We start from the raw sequence: 18105 nt of genomic DNA, 5'->3' as shown, positions 1-18105 counted from the left end.
GCCCGCCGCCGCGCCGGTGCGGCGGGTGCTTCTCCTGCGGCGGAGGGCATGGGCACGCGCTCCGCGGGGGTCTCTCCTGCGGCGGCTCCCTCCCGCTGAACAGGGGCCTCTCGCGCGGCCGGTGCCTGCCGTGCGGGGGGTTCCTCCTCGGCGGAAGCCGTCTCCGGTGCAGCGGGTGTCCTTCGTGCGGCCGGTGCTTCTCGTGCGGCCGGTTCCTCCTCAGCGGCAGCGGCCTCCCGCGCGGCAGCGGCCTCCCGTGACGCGGGTGCCTCTCGCGCGGCAGGCGTCTCGCGCAGGGCGCCCCCCTCCCTCAGGGCCCCCATCTCCCGCGAGCCGTCCCCTTCACGCCCCGCAGGTGCCTCGCTCTCGATCACCGCCAGCGGTGTTCCCACCGGCACCCGCGTGCCCGGGGCGACGAGCAGGCGCCCCACCGTTCCGGAGTCGAAGCACTCCACCTCGATGGCGGCCTTGTCGGTCTCGACGACCGCCACCACGTCACCCTTGCGCACCCGGTCGCCGGGCCCGACGAGCCACTCCTGGAGCAGCCCCTCCTCCATGTCGGCGCCGAGCGAGGGCATCGTGAACTCGGCCATCACCCCGCCCTCCCGGCCTCGACCGGCGCCGCCTCACCGGGGGAGTACGGGGGTTCGCCGAGGGTCCGGCGAGCCCCGGCGACGATGTCGGCCACCTGCGGCAGCGCCGCCTGCTCCAGCCTGCGCGCGTACGGCACGGGCGCCTCGGCGCTGCACACCCGCTCGACCGGGGCGTCGAGGTCGTAGAAGTGCTGTTCCGTGAGGCGCGCGGAGACCTCCGCGGCGAGGCTGCCGCTGCGCCAGCCCTCGTCGACGACCACGGCGCGGTGCGTGCGGGCGACCGAGCCGCCGATCGTGGCGTCGTCCAGGGGCCGCAGCGTGCGCAGGTCCACGACCTCCGCGTCCACGCCGTCGCCGGCCAGCTCGTCGGCCGCGGCCAGCGCCTTGGGCATGCAGCCGCCGTAGGCGATCAGGGAGACGTCGGCGCCCGGCCGGCGTACCGCCGCGTGGTCGAGGTCGACCGGGCCCGCGTCGGGCGGGAGGTCGCCCGAGGCGCTGTACAGCCCTCCGTGCTCGAAGACCAGCACGGGGTCGGGGTCGGCGAGCGCCGGGGCCAGCATGTGGCGGGCGTCGGCGATGGTGGCCGGGGCGATCACCCGCACGCCGGGTATGTGGGCGTACCAGCCCTCCAGGCTGTGCGAGTGCTGGGCCGCGAGCTGCCGTCCGGCGCCCGTCGTCATCCGGATCACGACGGGCACGGGCAGCTGGCCGCCCGACATGTGCAGCAGCGTCGCGGCGTTGTTGAGGATCTGGTCGAGGGCCAGCAGGCTGAAGTTGACGGTCATGATCTCGACGACGGGCCGCATCCCCGCCAGGGCCGCACCGATGCCGGCGCCGACGAACCCGGACTCCGACAGCGGAGCGTCGCGCACCCGTTCGGGTCCGAACTCCTCCAGCAGGCCGAGGCTGACGCCGAAGCAGCCGCCGTACCGGCCCACGTCCTCCCCCATGAGGAAGACCCGTTCGTCGGCGCGCAGGGCGTCCCGGAGGGCCCCGCGCAGCGCCTCCCGGTAGGTGGTCCTGCGCTCGGCCGGGCCGTCCGGGGAAGCCTTGGCGGCGGTCATGGCCGGGTCACCCCCTCCACCGGGCTCGTGACGTACCTCAGCAGGTCCTCGGGCGGTTCCTCCGGGGCGCGTTCGGCGTGGGCGACCGCGCGGTCGACGTCGGCCCGGACCCGTTCCTCCAGCTCGGCGCGCGTGGCGTCGTCCAGTTTCCCCTGTTCGCGCAGCCGCCGGTCGAGCAGGTCGATGGGGTCGCGTTCCTTCCAGCGCTCGATCTCCGCCTTGTCGCGGTAGCGGTCGGAGTCGTACATGGAGTGGGCGCGGAAGCGGTAGGTGCGCATCTCCAGGAAGTGCGGCCCGGTCCCGGAGCGCACGCCCTCGGCGGCCCGGCGGGCGGCCTCCTCCACGGCCAGGACGTCCATGCCGTCCACCGCCCACGACACCATGCCGTAGGAGGCGGCGCGCAGCGCGAGATCGGTCTGGGCCTGGTGGCGCTCCAGGGCGGTGCCCATCGCGTAGAGGTTGTTCTCGCAGACCAGCAGCAACGGCAGCTCCCACAGCGCGGCGAGGTTGGCCGTCTCGTGGAACTCGCCCTCGGCGAACGCGCCGTCGCCGAAGAAGCAGCAGGTGACCCGGGAGCGGCCGGTCATGCGGTCGGCGAGGGCCAGGCCCGCGGCGAGGGGCAACCCGCCGGCGACGATGGCGTTCCCGCCGTAGAAGCGGCGGGAGGCGTCGAACAGGTGCATGGAGCCGCCCCGTCCGCGGCTGCACCCGGTCACCTTGCCGAACATCTCGCCCATGACGGCCTCGGCCGGGACCCCGCGGGCGAGGGCGTGACCGTGCTCCCGGTACGTCGACACCACCGCGTCGTCCTCGGTCAGCGCCTCGTCGGTGCCGACGGCGACGGCCTCCTCACCGATGTACAGGTGCATGAAGCCGCGGATCCGGGCCTGGCTGTACAGCTCGACGCAGCGTTCCTCGAAGCGGCGGATCCGCAGCATGGAGTGCAGCAGGGCCAGGCGGTGCGCCGCCTGCCGGTCGGTGCCTGCCTTGGACTTGGCCCGGGGCCTGCGCGGGGGGCGGGTCGTGGTCATGCGGACCCCTCCGTCGATTCCAGGGTGGACGTGTCGCCTTCCGGCAGCCCGATCTCGCGGGCGCGCAGCAGGCGGCGCATGACTTTCCCGCTGCGGGTGTGGGGGAGGTGCTGGTCGAAGGCGATCTCCCGGGGCGCCACGGCCGGGCCGAGCCGCCGCCTGCCGAAGGCGAGCAGCTCGCGCCGGATGGGGTTGCCCGGCTCGAACCCGGGGCGCAGCGACACGAACGCCTTGACGACGTTGCCGGCCACGGGGTCGGGCCGCCCGATCACCCCCGCCTCGGCGACCGCCGGATGCTCCATCAGGGCGCTCTCCACCTCGAACGGCCCGATGAGGTGCCCGGCCGACTTGATGACGTCGTCGGCCCGCCCCACGAACCAGTACCAGCCGTCCGCGTCACGCCGGACGAGGTCCCCGGTGAGGTACCAGCCGTCCGCGAACGCCGCCGCCGTCCGCTGCTCGTCGTTCAGATAGCCCCGGAACATGGACGGCCAGCCGGGCCGCAGCGCCAGTTCGCCCTCCTCACGGGGATCCTGAACCTCCGTCACCGCGCCGTCGGCGACCAGGGCGCGGCCGTCCTCGCCGCGCCGCAGGACGGTCGCCTCGATCCCGGGCAGCGGGCGTCCCATGGAGCCGGGGCGGATGTCGCAGCCCGCGAAGTTGGCGATCATGATGGCGCCCGTCTCGGTCTGCCACCAGTTGTCGTGCACGGGCAGTCCGAGGACGTCCCGCCCCCACAGCACCGCCTCCGGGTTCAGCGGTTCGCCGACCGAGGCGATGAAGCGCAGCGCGCTCAGGTCGTACGAGCGGGGCAGGTCGTGCGGACCGTCGCGGGGCGTCGTCCGCATCAGCATCCGCAGGGCCGTGGGAGCGGTGTACCAGACCCCGACCCGCTGTTCGGCCAGGACGCGGTACCAGTGGCGGGCGTCGAAGTCGCCCTCGTCCACCACGACCGTGACCCCGTGCATGAGCGGGGCGACGACGCCGTAGGACATGCCGGTGACCCAGCCCGGGTCGGCCGTGCACCAGTAGACGTCGTCCGGGTGCAGGTCGAGGGCGTGGCGGGCGGTCGCGAAGTGGGCGACGGCCGCCTCGTGGACGTGGACGGCTCCCTTGGGCGTCCCGGTCGTGCCGCTGGTGAAGTGCAGCAGCGCCATGTCCTCGGGGGAGGTGGGCGGGATGTCGAACGTGTCGGGCGCTCCGGCCGTCAGCGCGTCGTAGGGCAGGGTGCCCGGCAGGTCCCCGGCGCCCTCGCCGACGATCAGCACGTGCTTGAGGCCGGGAAGGCCCTCGCGCTGCCCCGCGACCTTCCTGCGGTACAGCTCGGCCGTGGTGACCAGGACCCGCGCGTCGCCCAGCCGCAGCCGCTGGGCGACGGGGTCGGGCCCGAAGGCGGAGAACAGCGGGCACAGGACGCTGGTGTTCTTCAGCGTGCCCAGCACCACCGTGTACAGCTCGGGGCAGCGCCCGAGCAGGGTCGTCACCCGGTCGCCCCGGCCGAGGCCGAGCGCGCGCAGCACGTGCGCGAACCGGGCCGAGGACCGGGCCAGCTCCCGGTACGTCACGCAGGTCACCGTGCCGTCGCGGCCGACGCAGCGCAGTGCCAGGGCCTCCCCGTGCCCCGCCGCGACATGCCGGTCCACCGCCTCGTGCGCGATGTTCAGGCCCTGCCCGCCGGGCAGTCCGTCGAGTTCGGCCCGGACAGCGGACCAGGAGAACGCCGCCCGGGCCGCGTCGTAGTCGTCCAGGTTGGGCGGCACCCGGGGCGCGGGGTCCTTGCGGAGCGTCTGCCAGGACATGTCAGCCCCCTTCCACTGGGCCTGTCTCCACCATCCGTCAGAACGCGGCGGCGCGCACGGGGCCGAAGGGCCCCCGCGTCAGGCCTGCCCCCGCCGGACCACGGCCACCGGGCACCGGGCGTGGTGCAGGAGGGCCTGGCTGACCGATCCGAGCAGCAGGCCGGTGAAGCCGCCCCTGCCCCGTGCTCCGACCACGACGAGCTGCGCGTCGGCGCTCGCGTCGACGAGGGTGCGGCGCACCCGGCCGATGGCCGGCCGCTGCCGCACCGGGAGGTCCGGATACCGCTCGCGCGCCCCGGCGATGGCCTGTTCGAGGACCTGCCCGGCGTGCTTCAGCAGGTGGATCTCGTCGAAGGTGACGAACGGTGGGTCCGCCGGGCCGTCGTAGGCCTCCGGGCTGCCGGGGCGGCACACGTGTACCGCGACGAGGTCCGCGCCGCGCAGTGACGCCTCGGCGAAGGCGAAACGGACCGCCGCCTCGGACGCGGGCGCGTCGTCGACCGCCAGCAGCACCGGTCCGCCCGGGCCGGGCCGGCCCCGCACCACCAGCAGCGGGCAGCGGCCGTGCGCGGCCAGGTGGGCGGACGTCGAGCCGAGCAGCAGACTGCCGAAGGCGCTCAGCCCCCGGCTGCTGACCACGACCATCGAGGCGGTGCGCGAGGCGATCTCCAGCACCATCAGCGCCTCGCCCACCGCCACGTCACGGTCGACGTCCAGGTCCGGGGCCGCCTCGCGGGCGCGGCGCTCGGCCTCGGCCAGGGTGCCGTCCAGCAGTTCGCGCACCCCCGCCGCGGCCTGGTTCCACGGAGGCCCGGCCGGCAGTCCGTCCAGGTGCGGCGAGCCGAAGGCGTGCACCAACCGCAGCTGCGCGCCGCGCAGCGCGGCCTCGCGCGCCGCGGCCACGACCGCCTCCAGGCTCGACGGGGAGCCGTCCAGGCCGACCACCACCGGCTTCGTCATGTCAGGGCTCCTCCCACCCGCACCGTCCACGGGCCGCTACCGCTCCCGGCGTCGCGGGACCACGAACACCGGGCAGCGCGCGTGGTGCAGGACGCCCTGGCTCACCGACGCAGCGCGGCGCCGCGGAACGCGGCCTCCCGGGCCGCGTACACCACGGCGTCAAGGCTCCGCGCGCTGTCGTCCACTCCCGCGATCACCAGGTCACTCATCGCTCCTCCTCGCGCCGGGCCTCCGCCCTCGAAAGCCGGGGACCCTCCTCGGGCGCCCTCCGCTCCGCGGCCGCGGGCCGGGCCGCCGGCTCAGCTGGTCGCACGGCCCCACGGGGAGTCGATCTGCTGCCATTCCGTCTCCCAGGCGCGCTGCCGGCGCCGCTCCAGGACGACGTGCGCCCCGAAGAATCCCGCGGCGGCCGCGGTGGCGACGGCGGCGAAGGAGGCGGCGCCCATGAAGGCCGCCTCGACGGCCGCCTCACCCGGCGTCTGCGGCTCCGGTGCGAGCCGCCCCTGCCGGTCCATCCACACCACGACCTTCTCACCGGCCTTCACGCCGGCGGCCACCTGGGTTCTCCCCGTGTGGCTCGTGCCGTCCCGCGCGGTCCAGCGCACCGTTCCCATGACCTGGTCGCTGACCGTCCCGCCGCTGACGACGGGATCGGACGTGTCGCGGACCAGAGTGGCGGTGACCTCATGCCGCTCGGCGCGGCGCTGGGCGAGCGAGTCGACCGTGGCGCGGCCGCTCAGCACACCCGCCACGGGACCGGCGACGGCGACGGCGAGCCAGACCACCAGCAGGATCCAGGCCTCCAGCACGTCCTCGCGGCGGCGCAGCGGATTGCGGCGCCAGCGCCACAGGCGCGAGCGCCGGACGGTCCTGCTCGTACGCATCGTGCTCACCTCCGGCCCTCGCCTCCAGCGTCACGCCGGCGCGCACCGTCGGGGAGGGGCCTTTCGGGCACCGCTCGGGCCCCACAGGCCCCACCGGCCCGTGCGCGGGGCCGCCGCGCACGGCGCACGACGGCTAGGAGCGGCAGGTCAGGTCCGTCTCCACGGACACCACGCCGTCGACGCCTCGGCACAGCCGCTCGACGACCGGAATGAGCTGCTCGGTGTCCACGCGGCCCTTGAGGACCACCCGGCCCTCGCGCACGTCGACCGTCACGTCGGAGGGGGCGAGGCCCAGCGTGCGGACGAGGACGTCGCCGGCGATCTCGTCGCGCAGCGCGTCGTCCCGGCGCAGGAAGACCCGCAGCAGATCGCCGCGGCTGACGATGCCGACCAGCGTCTCCGACTCGTCGACCACGGGCAGCCGCTTGACCCCCTCGGCGTCCATCACCCGCGCGGCCTCGACGACCGTCCACTCCGGCCGCGCGCAGATGGCGGGAGCCGTCATCAGCTCCTCGGCCAGGAGCCCGGTGTCCGGCTGCGGTGCCCCGTCCAAGGTGTAGGTGAGCGGGGGCGGCACGGCGGGGTCGGGCCGCTCCGCGATCGTGCGCAGCAGGTCGGCTTCCGACACCACGCCGACCGGGTGGCCGAGGTCGTCGACCACGGGCAGCGCGGTCACCTCGTTCTCGGCCAGCAGTCCGACGAGGTTCTTGAACGGTGTGTCCTTGTGCACGCGGACGACGCCGTGGGTCATGAGGTCTCCGACCGTGCGGTGCTGCATGGCGCTCCTCCCTCCGGTCCGGCGACCGAATGCGGAGCACGCCGGGTCGGCGGACGCCCGCATTCCTCTCCCTCCAGGCTGACCGGCGCACGCCGGGCCCGCATGGGGCCTTCGTGCAGGGCGAGGGGGGTCCTTTCGCCCCGGCGGGCCGGGACCTTCGGTCCGTTGGTGCGGGGCTGCTCCCGGCGTGACCCTGGAGGGACAGAGCCATCGACGGAGAGGGCACGGTCATGCACGCCCACCTTGGCGACCGGCTGATCGTCGAGAGCCCGTCCACCGGCAGCGTCCGGCGCGACGGGCAGATCGTCGGCCTGCACCACGACGACGGCACACCGCCGTACGACGTCCGCTGGTCGGACACCGGCGACGTCACGCTCGTCTTCCCCGGGCCGGACGCACACGTCCTCCCCAAAGGCCAGGACGGCGAAGGGCCCCGGCCGGAAGGGCACGGGCCCGAAGCGCGCGGAGGCGAGAGCCGCGCGGAGCCCGCGCCGGGCGCACCGGCGCCGTCCGGCGGCACCTCCGCGGGGTCCGGGGACGTCGGCCGCCGCGTGGCCGCCGCGCGCAGGCGGCGCGGGCTGAGCGTGCAGGAGACCGCGCACCGCGCGCGCATGTCACCGGAGTACCTCGACTACCTGGAGACCCACACCGCCGACCCGAGCGTGGGCACCCTGCTGCGCCTCGCCGACGCGCTCGGGACCACCCTCCTCGACCTCCAGGGCGGCGACCGGGAACGACCCCCCGGGCAGGGGCAGGCGCTGTACCACCCCCAACTGCGGGACCTCGACGAGCAGGAGTGCCGGAGCCTGCTCTCCACCCACGGCGTGGGACGGATCTCGCTGACCACACCGCACGGGCCCGCCGTCTATCCCGTCAACTACGACGTGGTCGACGGCGCGATCGCCTTCCGCACCGCGCCCGAATCCGCCCCGGCCGGCGCCGCCGGCCACCGGGTGGCGTTCGAGGTCGACCACGTCGACGACGCCATGAGCCAGGGCTGGAGCGTCCTGGCGGTGGGCCGGGCCCGGGCCGTCACCGACCCCGAGGCGGTCCGCCGTCTGGAGCGGGGGGCACGCACCGGTCCCTGGGCCGGGGGACGGCGCACGCTGTGGATCTCGATCGCCGTCGACCGCCTGACCGGACGCCGCATCGTCCCGGCCGGTGGCGCGTGAGGAGCCGGGCCGCCGTGGCGGGAGAAGCCGACAGGGAGCCGTGAGGAAGATGAGAACGCGCTGTGGCCGCACGATCAACGTCACCCGCTTCGCCCCGCCCGGTCTCCCCGCCGGCATGGGGCGCGTCGTCCTGGACACCTCCTTCGCCTCGCACGACGAGGGCGAGCTGTGGGCGTCGCTCACGGCGCAGGAGGCCCGGCGGCTGGCCGGGCTGCTGCTGTTCCACGCCGCAGCGGTCGACCCGGAACCGGCCGGCCCGCCCGGAGTGGTCGAGGTGGTGCCGATCCACGGTGACGCCTACGAGATACGCGTGCGCGGCCACGTCCTGACGGCCGACCAGCCGGTCCCCGACGGCGGCAAGGACACCGCGCCCACCCCGGTGGAGCTGTTCGTGGCCGCCGTGGCCTCCTGCACGGCGCACTACGCGGGCCGCTACCTCGACCGCCACGGCGAGAGCCGCGACGGCCTGTCCGTCCGCGCGGAGTACCGCATGGCCGACGACCGGCCGGCCCGGGTCGCCGCCCTCTCGCTCACCGTCGCCGCCCCCGCCCTGCCCGCACGGCGGCAGGCCGCACTGCGGGCGGTCGTCTCCCACTGCACCGTGACCAACACCCTGGCCCGGGCGCCGGAGGTGGAACTGGAGGTCCGGTGCGCCGCCGGTGAGGAGGCCGCCCGCGAACCGGAAGCGAGCCCGGGATGAGCGGCCGCCGGGCTTCCGCTCCCGCCCGGCCGTGAAGGCACTGCGCCCCCGGCAGGGCGAGCGGACCGGCGGGCCCGTACCCGTCGGCACGTCACCGCCCGAGGCCGGGCAGGGAGCGGACGAGGACGCGCGGGAGGCGGTACAGGTCCTCGACGCCGCGGACGTCTTCCCCGCCCTGCGCAGCTCACCGCAGGGACTGACGTCGAAGACCGCCGGCGAGCGGCGTGCGGCGGACGGTCCCAACGAGCTGCCCACCGCCCGCCGCCGCCCCGCCTGGCGCCAGCTGGCCGGCCAGTTCACCGATCTCTTCGCGATCGTGCTGATGACGGCCTCCGCCATCACGTTCCTCGCCTACGCCCTGGAGGAGCCGCGCCAGGCGGGCACCGCGCAACTGGCCGTGGCCATCGCCTGCGTGGTGCTGCTGAACGCGGCGATCGGCTTCGCCCAGGAGTACTCGGCGGAGCGCACGGCCCAGACCCTGCAGGCGATGGTCCCGCACCGGTGCCGGGTGCTGCGCGACGGCCGGCCCGGCGAGGTCCCCGTGCAGGACCTGGTCCGGGGGGACGTGGTGGTGCTGGAGGCCGGGGACACGGTGCCCGCCGACTGCCGGCTCGTGGAGGCGCACGACCTGACGGTCAACAACGCGGCCATCACCGGGGAGAGCGAACCGGTGCCCCGCACGGCCGAGGCGGACGCGCCCGGCGAGGCGCTCCGGGCCCGCAACCGCGTCCACATGGGCACCGACGTGATCACCGGCACCGCCCGGGCCGTCGTCTCCGCCACCGGACAGGCCACCGAGTTCGGCCGCATCTACCGTCTGACGGCGGCCGCGCCCCGGCAGAAGACCCCCCTGCAGCGCGAGGTCACCTGGATGGCCCGCCGGGTCTCCCTCACCGCGCTCGCCGTCGGCCTGCTGCTCTTCGCCGTCCGGCTGCCCACCGGCCAGGGCACCGTCTCCTCGTTCGTCTTCGCCCTCGGCGTGATGGTGGCGCTCGTCCCCGAGGGCCTGCCCGCGACCCTGTCGGTCTCCCTCGCCCTCGGCGTCCGCCGCATGGCCCGGCACCAGGCCCTGGTGAAGAAGCTCGTGGCGGTCGAGGCGCTCGGGTCGACCACGGTGATCTGCACCGACAAGACCGGAACGCTCACCCAGGCCGAGATGACCGTCGTACGGATCTGGGCCTGGGACCGGGAGCACACCGTCACGGGCGTCGGCTACGAGCCCTCCGGAGAGGTGAGCGACCCCGGTCCGGTCCGCGCCCTGCTGCGTTCGGCCGCGCTGTGCTGCGACGCGCGGCTGCTGCCGCCGTCGGACGGCGCACACTGGCGCGTCCTGGGGGACACCACCGAAGGGGCCCTGCTGGTCGCCGCCGCGAAGGCGGGTCTGGACATGGCGGCCGAGGAGGCGGCGGCCCCCCGGACCGCCGAGCACCCCTTCGACTCCGTACGCCGGCTGATGAGCACCGTGCACGAGGAGGACGGCACCCGGCGGATCCGGGTGAAGGGCGCGCCGCTGGAGATCCTGAACCGCTGCACCCGCCTCGACGACGGCTCCGCCGCCCTGGAGCTGACCGCGGACCGGCGTGCGCGTGCCGCCGAGGTGGCCGACCGGATGGCGGCCCAGGGCCTGCGCGTGCTCGCGGTCGCCGAGCGGGAGGTGACGGGCCCGTCGGAGGACCGCGACCGGGACGAACGGGACCTCACCCTGCTGGGCCTCGCGGGCATGATGGACCCGCCCCGCGAGGAGGTGCGGGCCTCCGTCGACTCCTGCCGCCGCGCCGGCATCCGGATCGTCATGGTCACCGGCGACCACCCGCTGACGGCGGAGGCCGTGGCCCGCCGCGTGGGCATCGTGCGCGGTGACCACCCGAAGGTGGTGACCGGCGCCGAGCTGGACGCGACGGACGACACCGCGCTGGACAGCCTGGCCGCCGAGGCCGGGGAACTGCTGCTGTGCCGGGTCAGCCCCGAGCACAAGATGCGGGTGGTGACCGCCTTCCAGCGGCGGGGCGAGGTCGTCGCGGTCACCGGTGACGGGGCGAACGACGCCCCCGCCCTCAAGCACGCCGACATCGGGGTGGCCATGGGCGCCTCCGGCACCGACGTGGCCCGCGAGGCCGCCGAGATGGTGCTGCTGGACGACTCCTTCACCTCCATCGCCGTGGCCGTGCGCCTCGGGCGCGCCGTGTACCAGAACATCCGCAAGTTCCTCGTCTACCTCTTCAGCCACAACATCGGGGAACTCGCGCCCATCCTCGCCGCCACCTTCACCGGGTTCCCGCTCGTGCCGATCACCGCGGTCCAGGTGCTCGCGATCGACCTGGGCTCGGACGTCCTGCCCGCCCTGGCGCTCGGTGCGGAACCCCCGGAGTCCGATGTGATGGAACGGCCCCCCCGACCGCGCCACGAGCGCCTCTTCTCCTCGGCCGTGGTGCGCCGCATCCTCTTCCTCGGGGGCATCCAGGCGCTGGGCGTGTGCGCGGTGTTCTTCTGGCACGTGAGCAGTTCGGGCATCCCCTTCGCCGACTTCACCGCCGACGACCCCGTCTACCGGGAGGCCGTCACCCTGGTCCAGGCGGGCATCGTGGTCAGCCAGTTCTTCAACGCCCTGGCCGTGCGCACCGAGCGCGAGAGCGTTTTCAGGGCGGGTCTGTTCAGCAACCCGCGCCTGATCGCGGCCGGGCTGATCGGCATCGCCTTCATGGCCGCGATCAGCTACCTGCCGCTGCTGCAGAGCGTCTTCCACACCGCCCCCCTCAGCGCCGGCGACTGGGCCCTGCTCACCGCGGTGGGCATCCTCCCGCTCGCCGCCGACGAGCTGCGCAAGATGCGGCTGCGCGCGCGTCACACGCCCCGACCGGAAGGAGACGTGCGATGAGAGTCCTCATCGCGGGATGCGGCCGGATCGGCTCCGTCCTGGCCGTCCGGCTGGCCCACGAGAACCACGAGGTGCACGTCGTCGACCGCGACCCGGCCGGCCGCCGCCGCCTCCCGCCCGGCTTCCCCGGCCCCTACCACGTCGGCAACGGCTTCAGCCGCGACGTCCTGGAGAAGGCCGGGGTGCGGCACAGCGACGCACTGGTCGCCGTCACCTCCGGCGACAACGGCAACCTCGTCATCGCCCGCACCGCCAAGGAGACCTACCGCGTCCCCATCGTCCTCGCCGGCGTCCACGACCCGCGGCACATGAGCCTCTACGCCGGGCTGGGCATCCCGGCCGTGTGCGACGTCACCTGGTCGGTGCACCGCATCCACCAGCTGCTCCTGCACCGCGACCTGACACCCGACGTCAGCTTCGGCAACGGCGAGACCCTCCTGATGCGCTCCGCGATCCCCGCCTACCTCACGGGGCGGCGGCTCGCCGAGTTCGAGGTCGAGGGCGAGATCAGGGTGGTCGAGGTGACGCGCGGCGGCCGCTCCCTGCTGCCCCTGCACTCCACCACCGCCGCCCCGGACGACATCGTCACCTTCGCCGTCGCCGCGACGTCACTGCGCCGGCTGCGCGGCTTCCTGGACAAGGAGCTGGGGACATGAACGTACTGATCGCCGGAGCGGGGCGGCTGGGCACCCAGGTCGCCCACGTGCTCGCGGCGGCCGGCAACGACGTCACCCTGGTCGACGCCGACGAGGCCCGTCTCGACGCGCTGCGCGGACGGTTCGACGCCCGGCTGGTCATCGGCGACGGCAGTGAGGCGGCCGTGCTGGAACGGGCCGGCGCGGCCCACGCCGACCTGCTGGTCGCCGCCACCGGCCGGGACGAGGACAACCTGGTCATCAGCCTGCTGGCCAAACGCCGCTTCGCCGTGCCCCGCGTCGTCGCGCGCGTCAACGACGACGAGAACACCTGGCTGTTCGACCGCCGCTGGGGCGTGGACAGCGCTGTCCCGGCGGCCACCCCGATCGTCTCCCTCATCGAGGAGGCCACCGGGGCGGCGGACACCGTGGCCCTGCTGCGCCTGAGCAGCGCGGGCGTCGGGATCATCGAGACCGCGATCACGGCCGGGTCGAAGGCCGCCGGCCGCCCGCTCGGGGACACGCACCTGCCCGAAGGCACCCTCGTGGCCACCGTCGTCCGGGACGGCGTCCCCACCGCGCCCAGCGCCGGCATGGTGCTGCGGCCGGGTGACGAACTCCTGCTCGTCTCGCACAACGCGAGCGAGGAGGAGATCCACGCGGCCTTCCAGTGAGAGGGCCCCGGCGGAGAGGCCCCCGGGGCTCCGACCGGGGGACCGGCCGGGGGACCGGCGCGGGGTCCGGCGAGGACCACCGCGCCGGGCGCGGTTCAGTGGGCGGAATCCTTCTCCTGGTGGATCACGACGACGGGGCAGTACGCGTGCTGGGCGCAGCGCTGGCTGACGGACCCGAGCATCGCCCGGGCGAACGCGCCCCGGCCGCGGCGGCCCACGACGAGGAGCTCGGCGCCTTCCGAGGCCCGGATCAGCGCCTCCGACGGGTCGCCCTCCACGATGACCCCCCGCACCCGCGCCGGCGGCTCACCCGGGAAGACGGCGCTCAACTCCTCCGCGAAGCGCTCGCGGGCCTGCTCCAGATCGAACTCCGGATCGACCGCCGGCCCGCTCCATCCCCGGGCGGACGGCGTGTCCCAGACGTAGATCGCCTCCACGATCCCGCCGATCATCCGTGCGTGGTGCTCGGCCCACCGCAAGGCGGCATGGGAGGAGGGGGATCCGTCCACGCCCACGACCAGCCGCGGTGTCGGCTCGGAAGTATCCATGGTCGCCTCACTCAGTACTCGTTCAGCGGTCGCTGTTTCGGTACGGACCCGCGTCGGCCCGCACCTTCCACCCTTCCCCGGCACCGGCGGGCGGCAGTAGGGCCGACCGGCCCGGATCAGCCGTACGGCCCCCGGGGCGTGCGACCACCGGCGGCGGGCCGTTCGGCCCATGCCCCCGGGGGACCGGTGAGGGATCCTGGGAGCGTCGGGAGATGTCGCCCCGCAGGTGGGAGGACGCCATGCACGGCTCTGTGTACACCGTGAGCGATGTGATGACCCGTACCGTCGTCGCCCTGGCCGTCGGTGCCCCGTTCAAGGAGATCGTGCGGGCGGTGGAGGGGCGGCGCATCAGCGCGCTGCCCGTCGTCGACTCCGGCAACCGGGTGGTCGGCGTCGTCTCCGAGGGGGACCTGCTGCGCAAGGAGGAGTTCCGCGGCAGCACCCCGGAGCGGGGACCGCGGGCCCGGCCCCCGGAGGGGCTGCGGAAGGCGCAGGCGGTCACCGCGGGCGATCTCATGACCTCCCCGGCCGTCACCGTCCACCCCGACGCGACCGTCGCCCGGGCCGCCCGGATCATGGCGCGGCACAAGGTCAAGCGGCTGCCGGTCGTCGACGACGACGCTGTGCTGCGCGGGATCGTGAGCCGTTCGGACCTGCTGCGGGTCTTCCTGCGGGCCGACCGGGACATCGCCGAGGAGATCCGGCACGACGTCCTGGCCGGCCGGCTGCCCGACGGGATCGAGTCGATCCGCGTCGACGTGCACGAGGGAGTCGTCAGGCTCGCCGGCCGTGTGCCCGACACCTCCGTCGTCCCCCTGACCGTGCGCCTCGTGCGGTCCGTCGAGGGCGTGGTGGACGTGCGCTGCGACCTCACCGGGCCCCGGCACCGTCCCTCTCTCGAACCGGACGTCGCGCAGGAGGAGGAAGGCAGGAGGTCCGCGCCGCAGACACAGGCGTGAGCCTCCGGGTGGGCCGGGCGGCCCCGGGGCGGGACCGTCCGGCCCTCGTCCCGCGCCGCCGGTGGGCGGAGACTGAGAAGTGTGGGAAGGAGGGTGACATGAGCAGCATGCTGGAGCGACTGCCGGGCTGGCCCGACCTGTTCGGCTGGGTGGAGACGGGGCTTCCCGGGGCGCACGTCGCCCCCGGGCTGCACGGCATCCGCATCGAGGAGCACCTCACGGACGACGGCACGTACGTCGTACGGGCCGAACTCCCGGGTGTCGACCCCGACAAGGACGTCGAGATCACCGTCGAGGAAGGTCTGCTGACGCTGCGCGCCGAGCGTTCGGAACAGACCACGGAGAAGCGCCGCACCGAGTTCCGCTACGGCACGTTCGTCCGTTCCGTCCGGCTTCCCGCCGGGGCGAAGGGCGATGAGGCGACGGCCGAGTACAAGGACGGTGTCCTGACCATCACGGTCCCGGTCCCGGAGGCGAAGACGGGAACGAGGGCCATCCCGGTGCGGCACGTCTGAGAGCGGCGGGCGTGCGCACCACACCGTGTGCGCGGTCGGTGGGAACCGGCCGCGCACACATCTGCCCGCGTCGCCCGCCGCCCGAGCCGGCCGGCCGAAGGCCTCAGCAGAGGCGCGGCAGTTGCTCGCCCAGCGGCATGTCCACCACGCGCCGCGCACCGACCAGTGTGCGCAGCACCACCCGGCCGCCCGGTCCCGGCGGGGCCGCCTCTCCGACGCGCACCGCCTCCCGGCCCTCGGGAAGGGACCGCAGCGCGGCGAGCGCCTCGCGCGCCGCCGACGGCGCGACGAAAGCCACCAGACAGCCCTCGTTGGCGACGGTCAGCGGGTCGAGACCGAGCAGGTCGCACGCGGAGGCGACGGCGGGAGGCACCGGGACGGCACTCTCGTCGATCCGTACGGTCACCCGCGCGTCGCGGGCGATCTCGTTCAGGGCCGCGGCCAGTCCGCCGCGGGTCGGGTCGCGCAGGCTGTGCACGGCCTCGCCGAGCGGAGCCAGGGCGTCGACCAGGCGGTGCAGGGGGCGGCTGTCCGAGGCGATGTCGCTCTCGAAGCCGAGCCCTTCCCGGGTGGACAGCACGGTCGTGCCGTGCAGTCCGACGGGACCGGACAGCAGCACCACGTCCCCGGGCCGGGCGAGCGCGGCGGACGGCCGCAGCCCCAGGTGCCGCTGTCCCACGCCGGTGGTGTTGACGAAGACCCGGTCCGCGGCGCCCCGCCCCACGACCTTGGTGTCGCCGGTGACGACCGGCACACCGGCCTCGCGGGCGGCCTTGCCCAGCGACTCCAGCACGGCGCGCAGTTCGGCCAGCGGCAGCCCCTCCTCGACGATCAGGGCCACGGACAGCGCGATCGGCCGCGCACCGCGCATGGCGACGTCGTTGATGGTGCCGTGCACGGCGAGGGAGCCGATGTCGCCCCCGGGGAAGAACAGCGGGCTGACGACGAAACTGTCCGTGCTGATCACCAGATCCGGGTGGCCCGGCAGCAGCGCCGCGTCCTCCAGCACCTCCTGCTGACCGCCGAGGGCGGGCAGCACCAGGGCGTCGAGGAGTTCGGCCGTCAGCCGCCCTCCCGCGCCGTGACCGAGCAGGACGACGTCGTCCTCGTGGTGCGGGACGGGGCAGGCGGAGGTCATGACGGGACCCCTTCCTTCGTACGGCCGGCGGCGAAGAAGGCGGCGCAGGTGCCCTCGGCGGACACCATCGCCGCGCCGAGCGGACGCCGGGGCGTGCAACGGGTGCCGTAGGCGGGGCAGTCCGTGGGCAGCCGGGCTCCGGTGAGGACGGCACCGGCGATGCACTCCGGGTCCTCCACGGCGTGCACACCGCCGACGTCGAACCGCCGGGCGGCGTCGAACCGCGCGTACCGCCCGTTCAGTTCGAGGCCGCTGCCGGGCAGGCTGCCGATGCCGCGCCAGGCGCGGTCGGTCACGCGGAACACGGTGCGCACCGCGTCCCGCGCCTCGGTGTTGCCCAGGCGGCGCACGGCCCGCGCGTCCTGGTTCTCCACCTCCCAGCGCCCCTCCTCCAGCTGGCGCACGGCCATCAGCACGCCCTCCAGCAGGTCGAGCGGCTCGAACCCGGTGACGACGATGGGCACGCGGTGGCGGGCGGCGATCGGCTCGTACTCGCGCCAGCCCATCACCGCGCAGACGTGTCCCGGCGCCAGGAACGCCTGCACCTCGCAGTCGGGGTCCTCCAGCAGCGCGGTCATCGCGGGCGGCACCAGCACAGGGCTGACCAGCAGCGAGAAGTTCTCCAGCCCCAGCCGCGCGGCGTGCAGCACCGCCATGGCGTTGGCGGGCGCGGTCGTCTCGAATCCCACGGCGAGGAAGACGACCTCGCGGTCCGGGTGGTCCCGGGCGAGGCGCGCCGCGTCCATCGGCGTGTACACCACCCGTACGTCCGCGCCGCGCGCCCGCAGGGACAGCAGATCCGTGTCCGTGCCGGGCACCCGGAGCAGGTCGCCGAAGCTGGTGAGGATCACACCGGGCCGGGCGGCGAGGGCCATCGCCCGGTCCAGGGTCTCCAGCGGGGTGACGCACGCCGGGCAGCCGGGGCCGTGGATCATGCGGATGCCGGCGGGCGGCAGTTCGTCGATGCCCTGGCGGACCTGCGTGTGCGTCTGGCCGCCGCACACCTCCATGATCCGCCAGGGCGCCGAGGCGGTGCGGCGCAGCTCGTCCAGCAGGCGCCGGGCGAGCGCCGGGTCGCGGTACTCGTCGAGGTACTTCATCCCGGTTCCCGCACGCTCACCCCGCCGGACAGCGCGAGGTCGACGTCGACGACGCCCTCGACGGACCGCACCAGACGGGCGATGACCGGCACCAGCGACGTGTCCCTGAGGGTTCCCGTGAGGGTCACCACACCGTCGGCGACCTCCACCCGGACGGGCTCCAGCGGGGCCGGGAAGAGGGGCGCGAGGATCTCCTGGCGGATCTCCTCGGCGATCTCGCCGTCGGTCCGCAGGAAGACCTTGAGCAGGTCGGCCCGGCTGACCACGCCTTCGAGGAGCCCCTCGGCGTTGACCACGGGCAGCCGCTTGACCTTGCGCTGGGCCATGACGCGGGCCGCCTGGGCGAGGGTGGCGTCGGCATGGACGGTGACGGCCGGGGTGCTCATCACGTCCGCGGCGGTCATCCCTCCGGCCTTGGCCAGATCGGTCAGCCGGCGCATCTGCGTGAACCGGTCCGGATCGCTGCCGCGGAACTCCTCCTTGAGCAGCAGATCGGCCTCGGACACGACACCGATCACACGCCCCTCGCCCTCCAGGACGGGCAGGGCGCTGACCTTCCACTCCTGCATGAGCTTGATGACGTCCTTGAACGAGGCGTCACGGCCCACCGCCACGACGGTGTGGGTCATGACGTCGCTGACGATGTGCGGGCTGGTGTGCATGGTGTCCTCCTCGGGACG

At 74.6% G+C, this 18105-nt stretch carries 18 protein-coding genes; 7 read left to right on the top strand and 11 right to left on the bottom strand.

Translation table 11 applies throughout. The annotated features are described in order from the left end of the window. From ACFW6P_RS26650 to ACFW6P_RS26620, 7 genes are all read right to left on the bottom strand, one after another. A partial coding sequence (locus ACFW6P_RS26650) for a biotin/lipoyl-containing protein (RefSeq protein WP_386425047.1) occupies positions 1-593 on the bottom strand: 593 nt, incomplete at its 3' end. Then, complete coding sequence (locus tag ACFW6P_RS26645) at positions 593-1657, bottom strand: alpha-ketoacid dehydrogenase subunit beta (RefSeq protein WP_386353423.1); 1065 nt, start codon at positions 1655-1657, stop codon at positions 593-595. The genes ACFW6P_RS26650 and ACFW6P_RS26645, both read right to left, overlap by 1 nt. Next, positions 1654-2688, bottom strand: coding sequence for a pyruvate dehydrogenase (acetyl-transferring) E1 component subunit alpha (gene pdhA / locus ACFW6P_RS26640; RefSeq protein ID WP_386353421.1), 1035 nt, complete (start codon positions 2686-2688; stop codon positions 1654-1656). Before pdhA ends, ACFW6P_RS26645 begins: the two co-directional genes overlap by 4 nt. Next, on the bottom strand, positions 2685-4487 hold the full coding sequence (gene acsA, locus ACFW6P_RS26635; protein ID WP_386353419.1) for an acetate--CoA ligase: 1803 nt from the start codon (positions 4485-4487) through the stop codon (positions 2685-2687). The genes pdhA and acsA overlap by 4 nt, the downstream gene beginning before the upstream one ends. A gap of 78 nt (positions 4488-4565) precedes the next feature. Further along, positions 4566-5447 carry a universal stress protein gene (locus ACFW6P_RS26630; RefSeq protein ID WP_386425045.1) on the bottom strand — a complete coding sequence of 294 codons (882 nt, stop codon included), beginning with the start codon at positions 5445-5447 and terminating at the stop codon, positions 4566-4568. Between the two features lie 299 nt (positions 5448-5746). Continuing rightward, positions 5747-6331, bottom strand: coding sequence for a hypothetical protein (locus tag ACFW6P_RS26625; protein WP_386353413.1), 585 nt, complete (start codon positions 6329-6331; stop codon positions 5747-5749). Between the two features lie 133 nt (positions 6332-6464). After that, positions 6465-7109 carry a CBS domain-containing protein gene (locus ACFW6P_RS26620; RefSeq protein ID WP_386353411.1) on the bottom strand — a complete coding sequence of 215 codons (645 nt, stop codon included), beginning with the start codon at positions 7107-7109 and terminating at the stop codon, positions 6465-6467. Between the two features lie 230 nt (positions 7110-7339). Here ACFW6P_RS26620 and ACFW6P_RS26615 point away from each other — a divergent pair, with 230 nt between their 5' ends. From ACFW6P_RS26615 to ACFW6P_RS26595, 5 genes are read left to right on the top strand one after another with little or no spacing between them, the layout of a single operon-like run. Further along, a complete protein-coding gene (locus ACFW6P_RS26615) occupies positions 7340-8281 on the top strand; it encodes a pyridoxamine 5'-phosphate oxidase family protein (RefSeq protein WP_386353409.1) in 942 nt (313 codons plus the stop codon). 49 nt (positions 8282-8330) lie between these two features. Beyond that, positions 8331-8981, top strand: a complete 651-nt coding sequence (locus ACFW6P_RS26610) for an OsmC family protein (protein WP_386353407.1) — start codon at positions 8331-8333, stop codon at positions 8979-8981. A 31-nt stretch (positions 8982-9012) separates the two neighbouring features. Beyond that, the gene (locus tag ACFW6P_RS26605) at positions 9013-11856 is read left to right on the top strand and encodes a cation-translocating P-type ATPase (RefSeq protein ID WP_386353405.1); all 2844 of its coding nucleotides are present in this window, start codon (positions 9013-9015) and stop codon (positions 11854-11856) included. Then, a complete protein-coding gene (locus tag ACFW6P_RS26600) occupies positions 11853-12512 on the top strand; it encodes a potassium channel family protein (protein WP_386353403.1) in 660 nt (219 codons plus the stop codon). Before ACFW6P_RS26605 ends, ACFW6P_RS26600 begins: the two co-directional genes overlap by 4 nt. Further along, positions 12509-13165, top strand: a complete 657-nt coding sequence (locus tag ACFW6P_RS26595) for a potassium channel family protein (protein WP_386353401.1) — start codon at positions 12509-12511, stop codon at positions 13163-13165. Before ACFW6P_RS26600 ends, ACFW6P_RS26595 begins: the two co-directional genes overlap by 4 nt. A gap of 95 nt (positions 13166-13260) precedes the next feature. Here ACFW6P_RS26595 and ACFW6P_RS26590 read toward each other — a convergent pair whose 3' ends face one another. Then, entirely contained in the window at positions 13261-13713 is a 453-nt protein-coding gene (locus tag ACFW6P_RS26590; RefSeq protein WP_386353399.1) for a universal stress protein, read from the bottom strand. A 239-nt stretch (positions 13714-13952) separates the two neighbouring features. Between ACFW6P_RS26590 and ACFW6P_RS26585 the strand changes: the two genes are divergently transcribed. Together ACFW6P_RS26585 and ACFW6P_RS26580 are read left to right on the top strand one after the other, a co-directional pair. Continuing rightward, the gene (locus ACFW6P_RS26585; protein ID WP_386353397.1) at positions 13953-14672 is read left to right on the top strand and encodes a CBS domain-containing protein; all 720 of its coding nucleotides are present in this window, start codon (positions 13953-13955) and stop codon (positions 14670-14672) included. Positions 14673-14770: 98 nt separating this feature from the next. Further along, positions 14771-15187, top strand: a complete 417-nt coding sequence (locus ACFW6P_RS26580; protein ID WP_386353395.1) for an Hsp20/alpha crystallin family protein — start codon at positions 14771-14773, stop codon at positions 15185-15187. Positions 15188-15290: 103 nt separating this feature from the next. Here ACFW6P_RS26580 and hypE read toward each other — a convergent pair whose 3' ends face one another. Genes hypE through ACFW6P_RS26565 form a run of 3 tightly spaced genes read right to left on the bottom strand, consistent with a single transcriptional unit; the run spans position 15291 to position 18087 of the window. Next, positions 15291-16325, bottom strand: coding sequence for a hydrogenase expression/formation protein HypE (gene hypE, locus ACFW6P_RS26575; RefSeq protein WP_386353393.1), 1035 nt, complete (start codon positions 16323-16325; stop codon positions 15291-15293). Next, positions 16322-17425 (bottom strand): hydrogenase formation protein HypD, encoded by a 1104-nt coding sequence (gene hypD / locus ACFW6P_RS26570; protein ID WP_386353391.1) that lies wholly within the window; start codon positions 17423-17425, stop codon positions 16322-16324. The genes hypE and hypD overlap by 4 nt, the downstream gene beginning before the upstream one ends. Next, positions 17422-18087, bottom strand: a complete 666-nt coding sequence (locus ACFW6P_RS26565; RefSeq protein ID WP_386353389.1) for a CBS domain-containing protein — start codon at positions 18085-18087, stop codon at positions 17422-17424. The genes hypD and ACFW6P_RS26565 overlap by 4 nt, the downstream gene beginning before the upstream one ends. Between the last annotated feature and the right edge of the window lie 18 nt (positions 18088-18105).

This window comes from Streptomyces sp. NPDC058741, from assembly GCF_042746715.1.
Lineage (GTDB): Bacteria > Actinomycetota > Actinomycetes > Streptomycetales > Streptomycetaceae > Streptomyces.
Note: the sequence above shows the minus strand (reverse complement) of the source record. Positions and strands in the feature narration are given on the sequence as shown.

What these genes read in the sequence shown, in the direction of transcription:
- ACFW6P_RS26645 (WP_386353423.1), bottom strand. Translation starts at nt 1,657, where the DNA reads ATGACCGCCGCCAAGGCTTCCCCGGACGGCCCGGCCGAGCGCAGGACC.
- pdhA (WP_386353421.1), bottom strand. Translation starts at nt 2,688, where the DNA reads ATGACCACGACCCGCCCCCCGCGCAGGCCCCGGGCCAAGTCCAAGGCA.
- acsA (WP_386353419.1), bottom strand. Translation starts at nt 4,487, where the DNA reads ATGTCCTGGCAGACGCTCCGCAAGGACCCCGCGCCCCGGGTGCCGCCC.
- ACFW6P_RS26630 (WP_386425045.1), bottom strand. Translation starts at nt 5,447, where the DNA reads ATGACGAAGCCGGTGGTGGTCGGCCTGGACGGCTCCCCGTCGAGCCTG.
- ACFW6P_RS26625 (WP_386353413.1), bottom strand. Translation starts at nt 6,331, where the DNA reads ATGCGTACGAGCAGGACCGTCCGGCGCTCGCGCCTGTGGCGCTGGCGC.
- ACFW6P_RS26620 (WP_386353411.1), bottom strand. Translation starts at nt 7,109, where the DNA reads ATGCAGCACCGCACGGTCGGAGACCTCATGACCCACGGCGTCGTCCGC.
- ACFW6P_RS26615 (WP_386353409.1), top strand. Translation starts at nt 7,340, where the DNA reads ATGCACGCCCACCTTGGCGACCGGCTGATCGTCGAGAGCCCGTCCACC.
- ACFW6P_RS26610 (WP_386353407.1), top strand. Translation starts at nt 8,331, where the DNA reads ATGAGAACGCGCTGTGGCCGCACGATCAACGTCACCCGCTTCGCCCCG.
- ACFW6P_RS26600 (WP_386353403.1), top strand. Translation starts at nt 11,853, where the DNA reads ATGAGAGTCCTCATCGCGGGATGCGGCCGGATCGGCTCCGTCCTGGCC.
- ACFW6P_RS26595 (WP_386353401.1), top strand. Translation starts at nt 12,509, where the DNA reads ATGAACGTACTGATCGCCGGAGCGGGGCGGCTGGGCACCCAGGTCGCC.
- ACFW6P_RS26590 (WP_386353399.1), bottom strand. Translation starts at nt 13,713, where the DNA reads ATGGATACTTCCGAGCCGACACCGCGGCTGGTCGTGGGCGTGGACGGA.
- ACFW6P_RS26585 (WP_386353397.1), top strand. Translation starts at nt 13,953, where the DNA reads ATGCACGGCTCTGTGTACACCGTGAGCGATGTGATGACCCGTACCGTC.
- ACFW6P_RS26580 (WP_386353395.1), top strand. Translation starts at nt 14,771, where the DNA reads ATGAGCAGCATGCTGGAGCGACTGCCGGGCTGGCCCGACCTGTTCGGC.
- hypE (WP_386353393.1), bottom strand. Translation starts at nt 16,325, where the DNA reads ATGACCTCCGCCTGCCCCGTCCCGCACCACGAGGACGACGTCGTCCTG.
- hypD (WP_386353391.1), bottom strand. Translation starts at nt 17,425, where the DNA reads ATGAAGTACCTCGACGAGTACCGCGACCCGGCGCTCGCCCGGCGCCTG.
- ACFW6P_RS26565 (WP_386353389.1), bottom strand. Translation starts at nt 18,087, where the DNA reads ATGCACACCAGCCCGCACATCGTCAGCGACGTCATGACCCACACCGTC.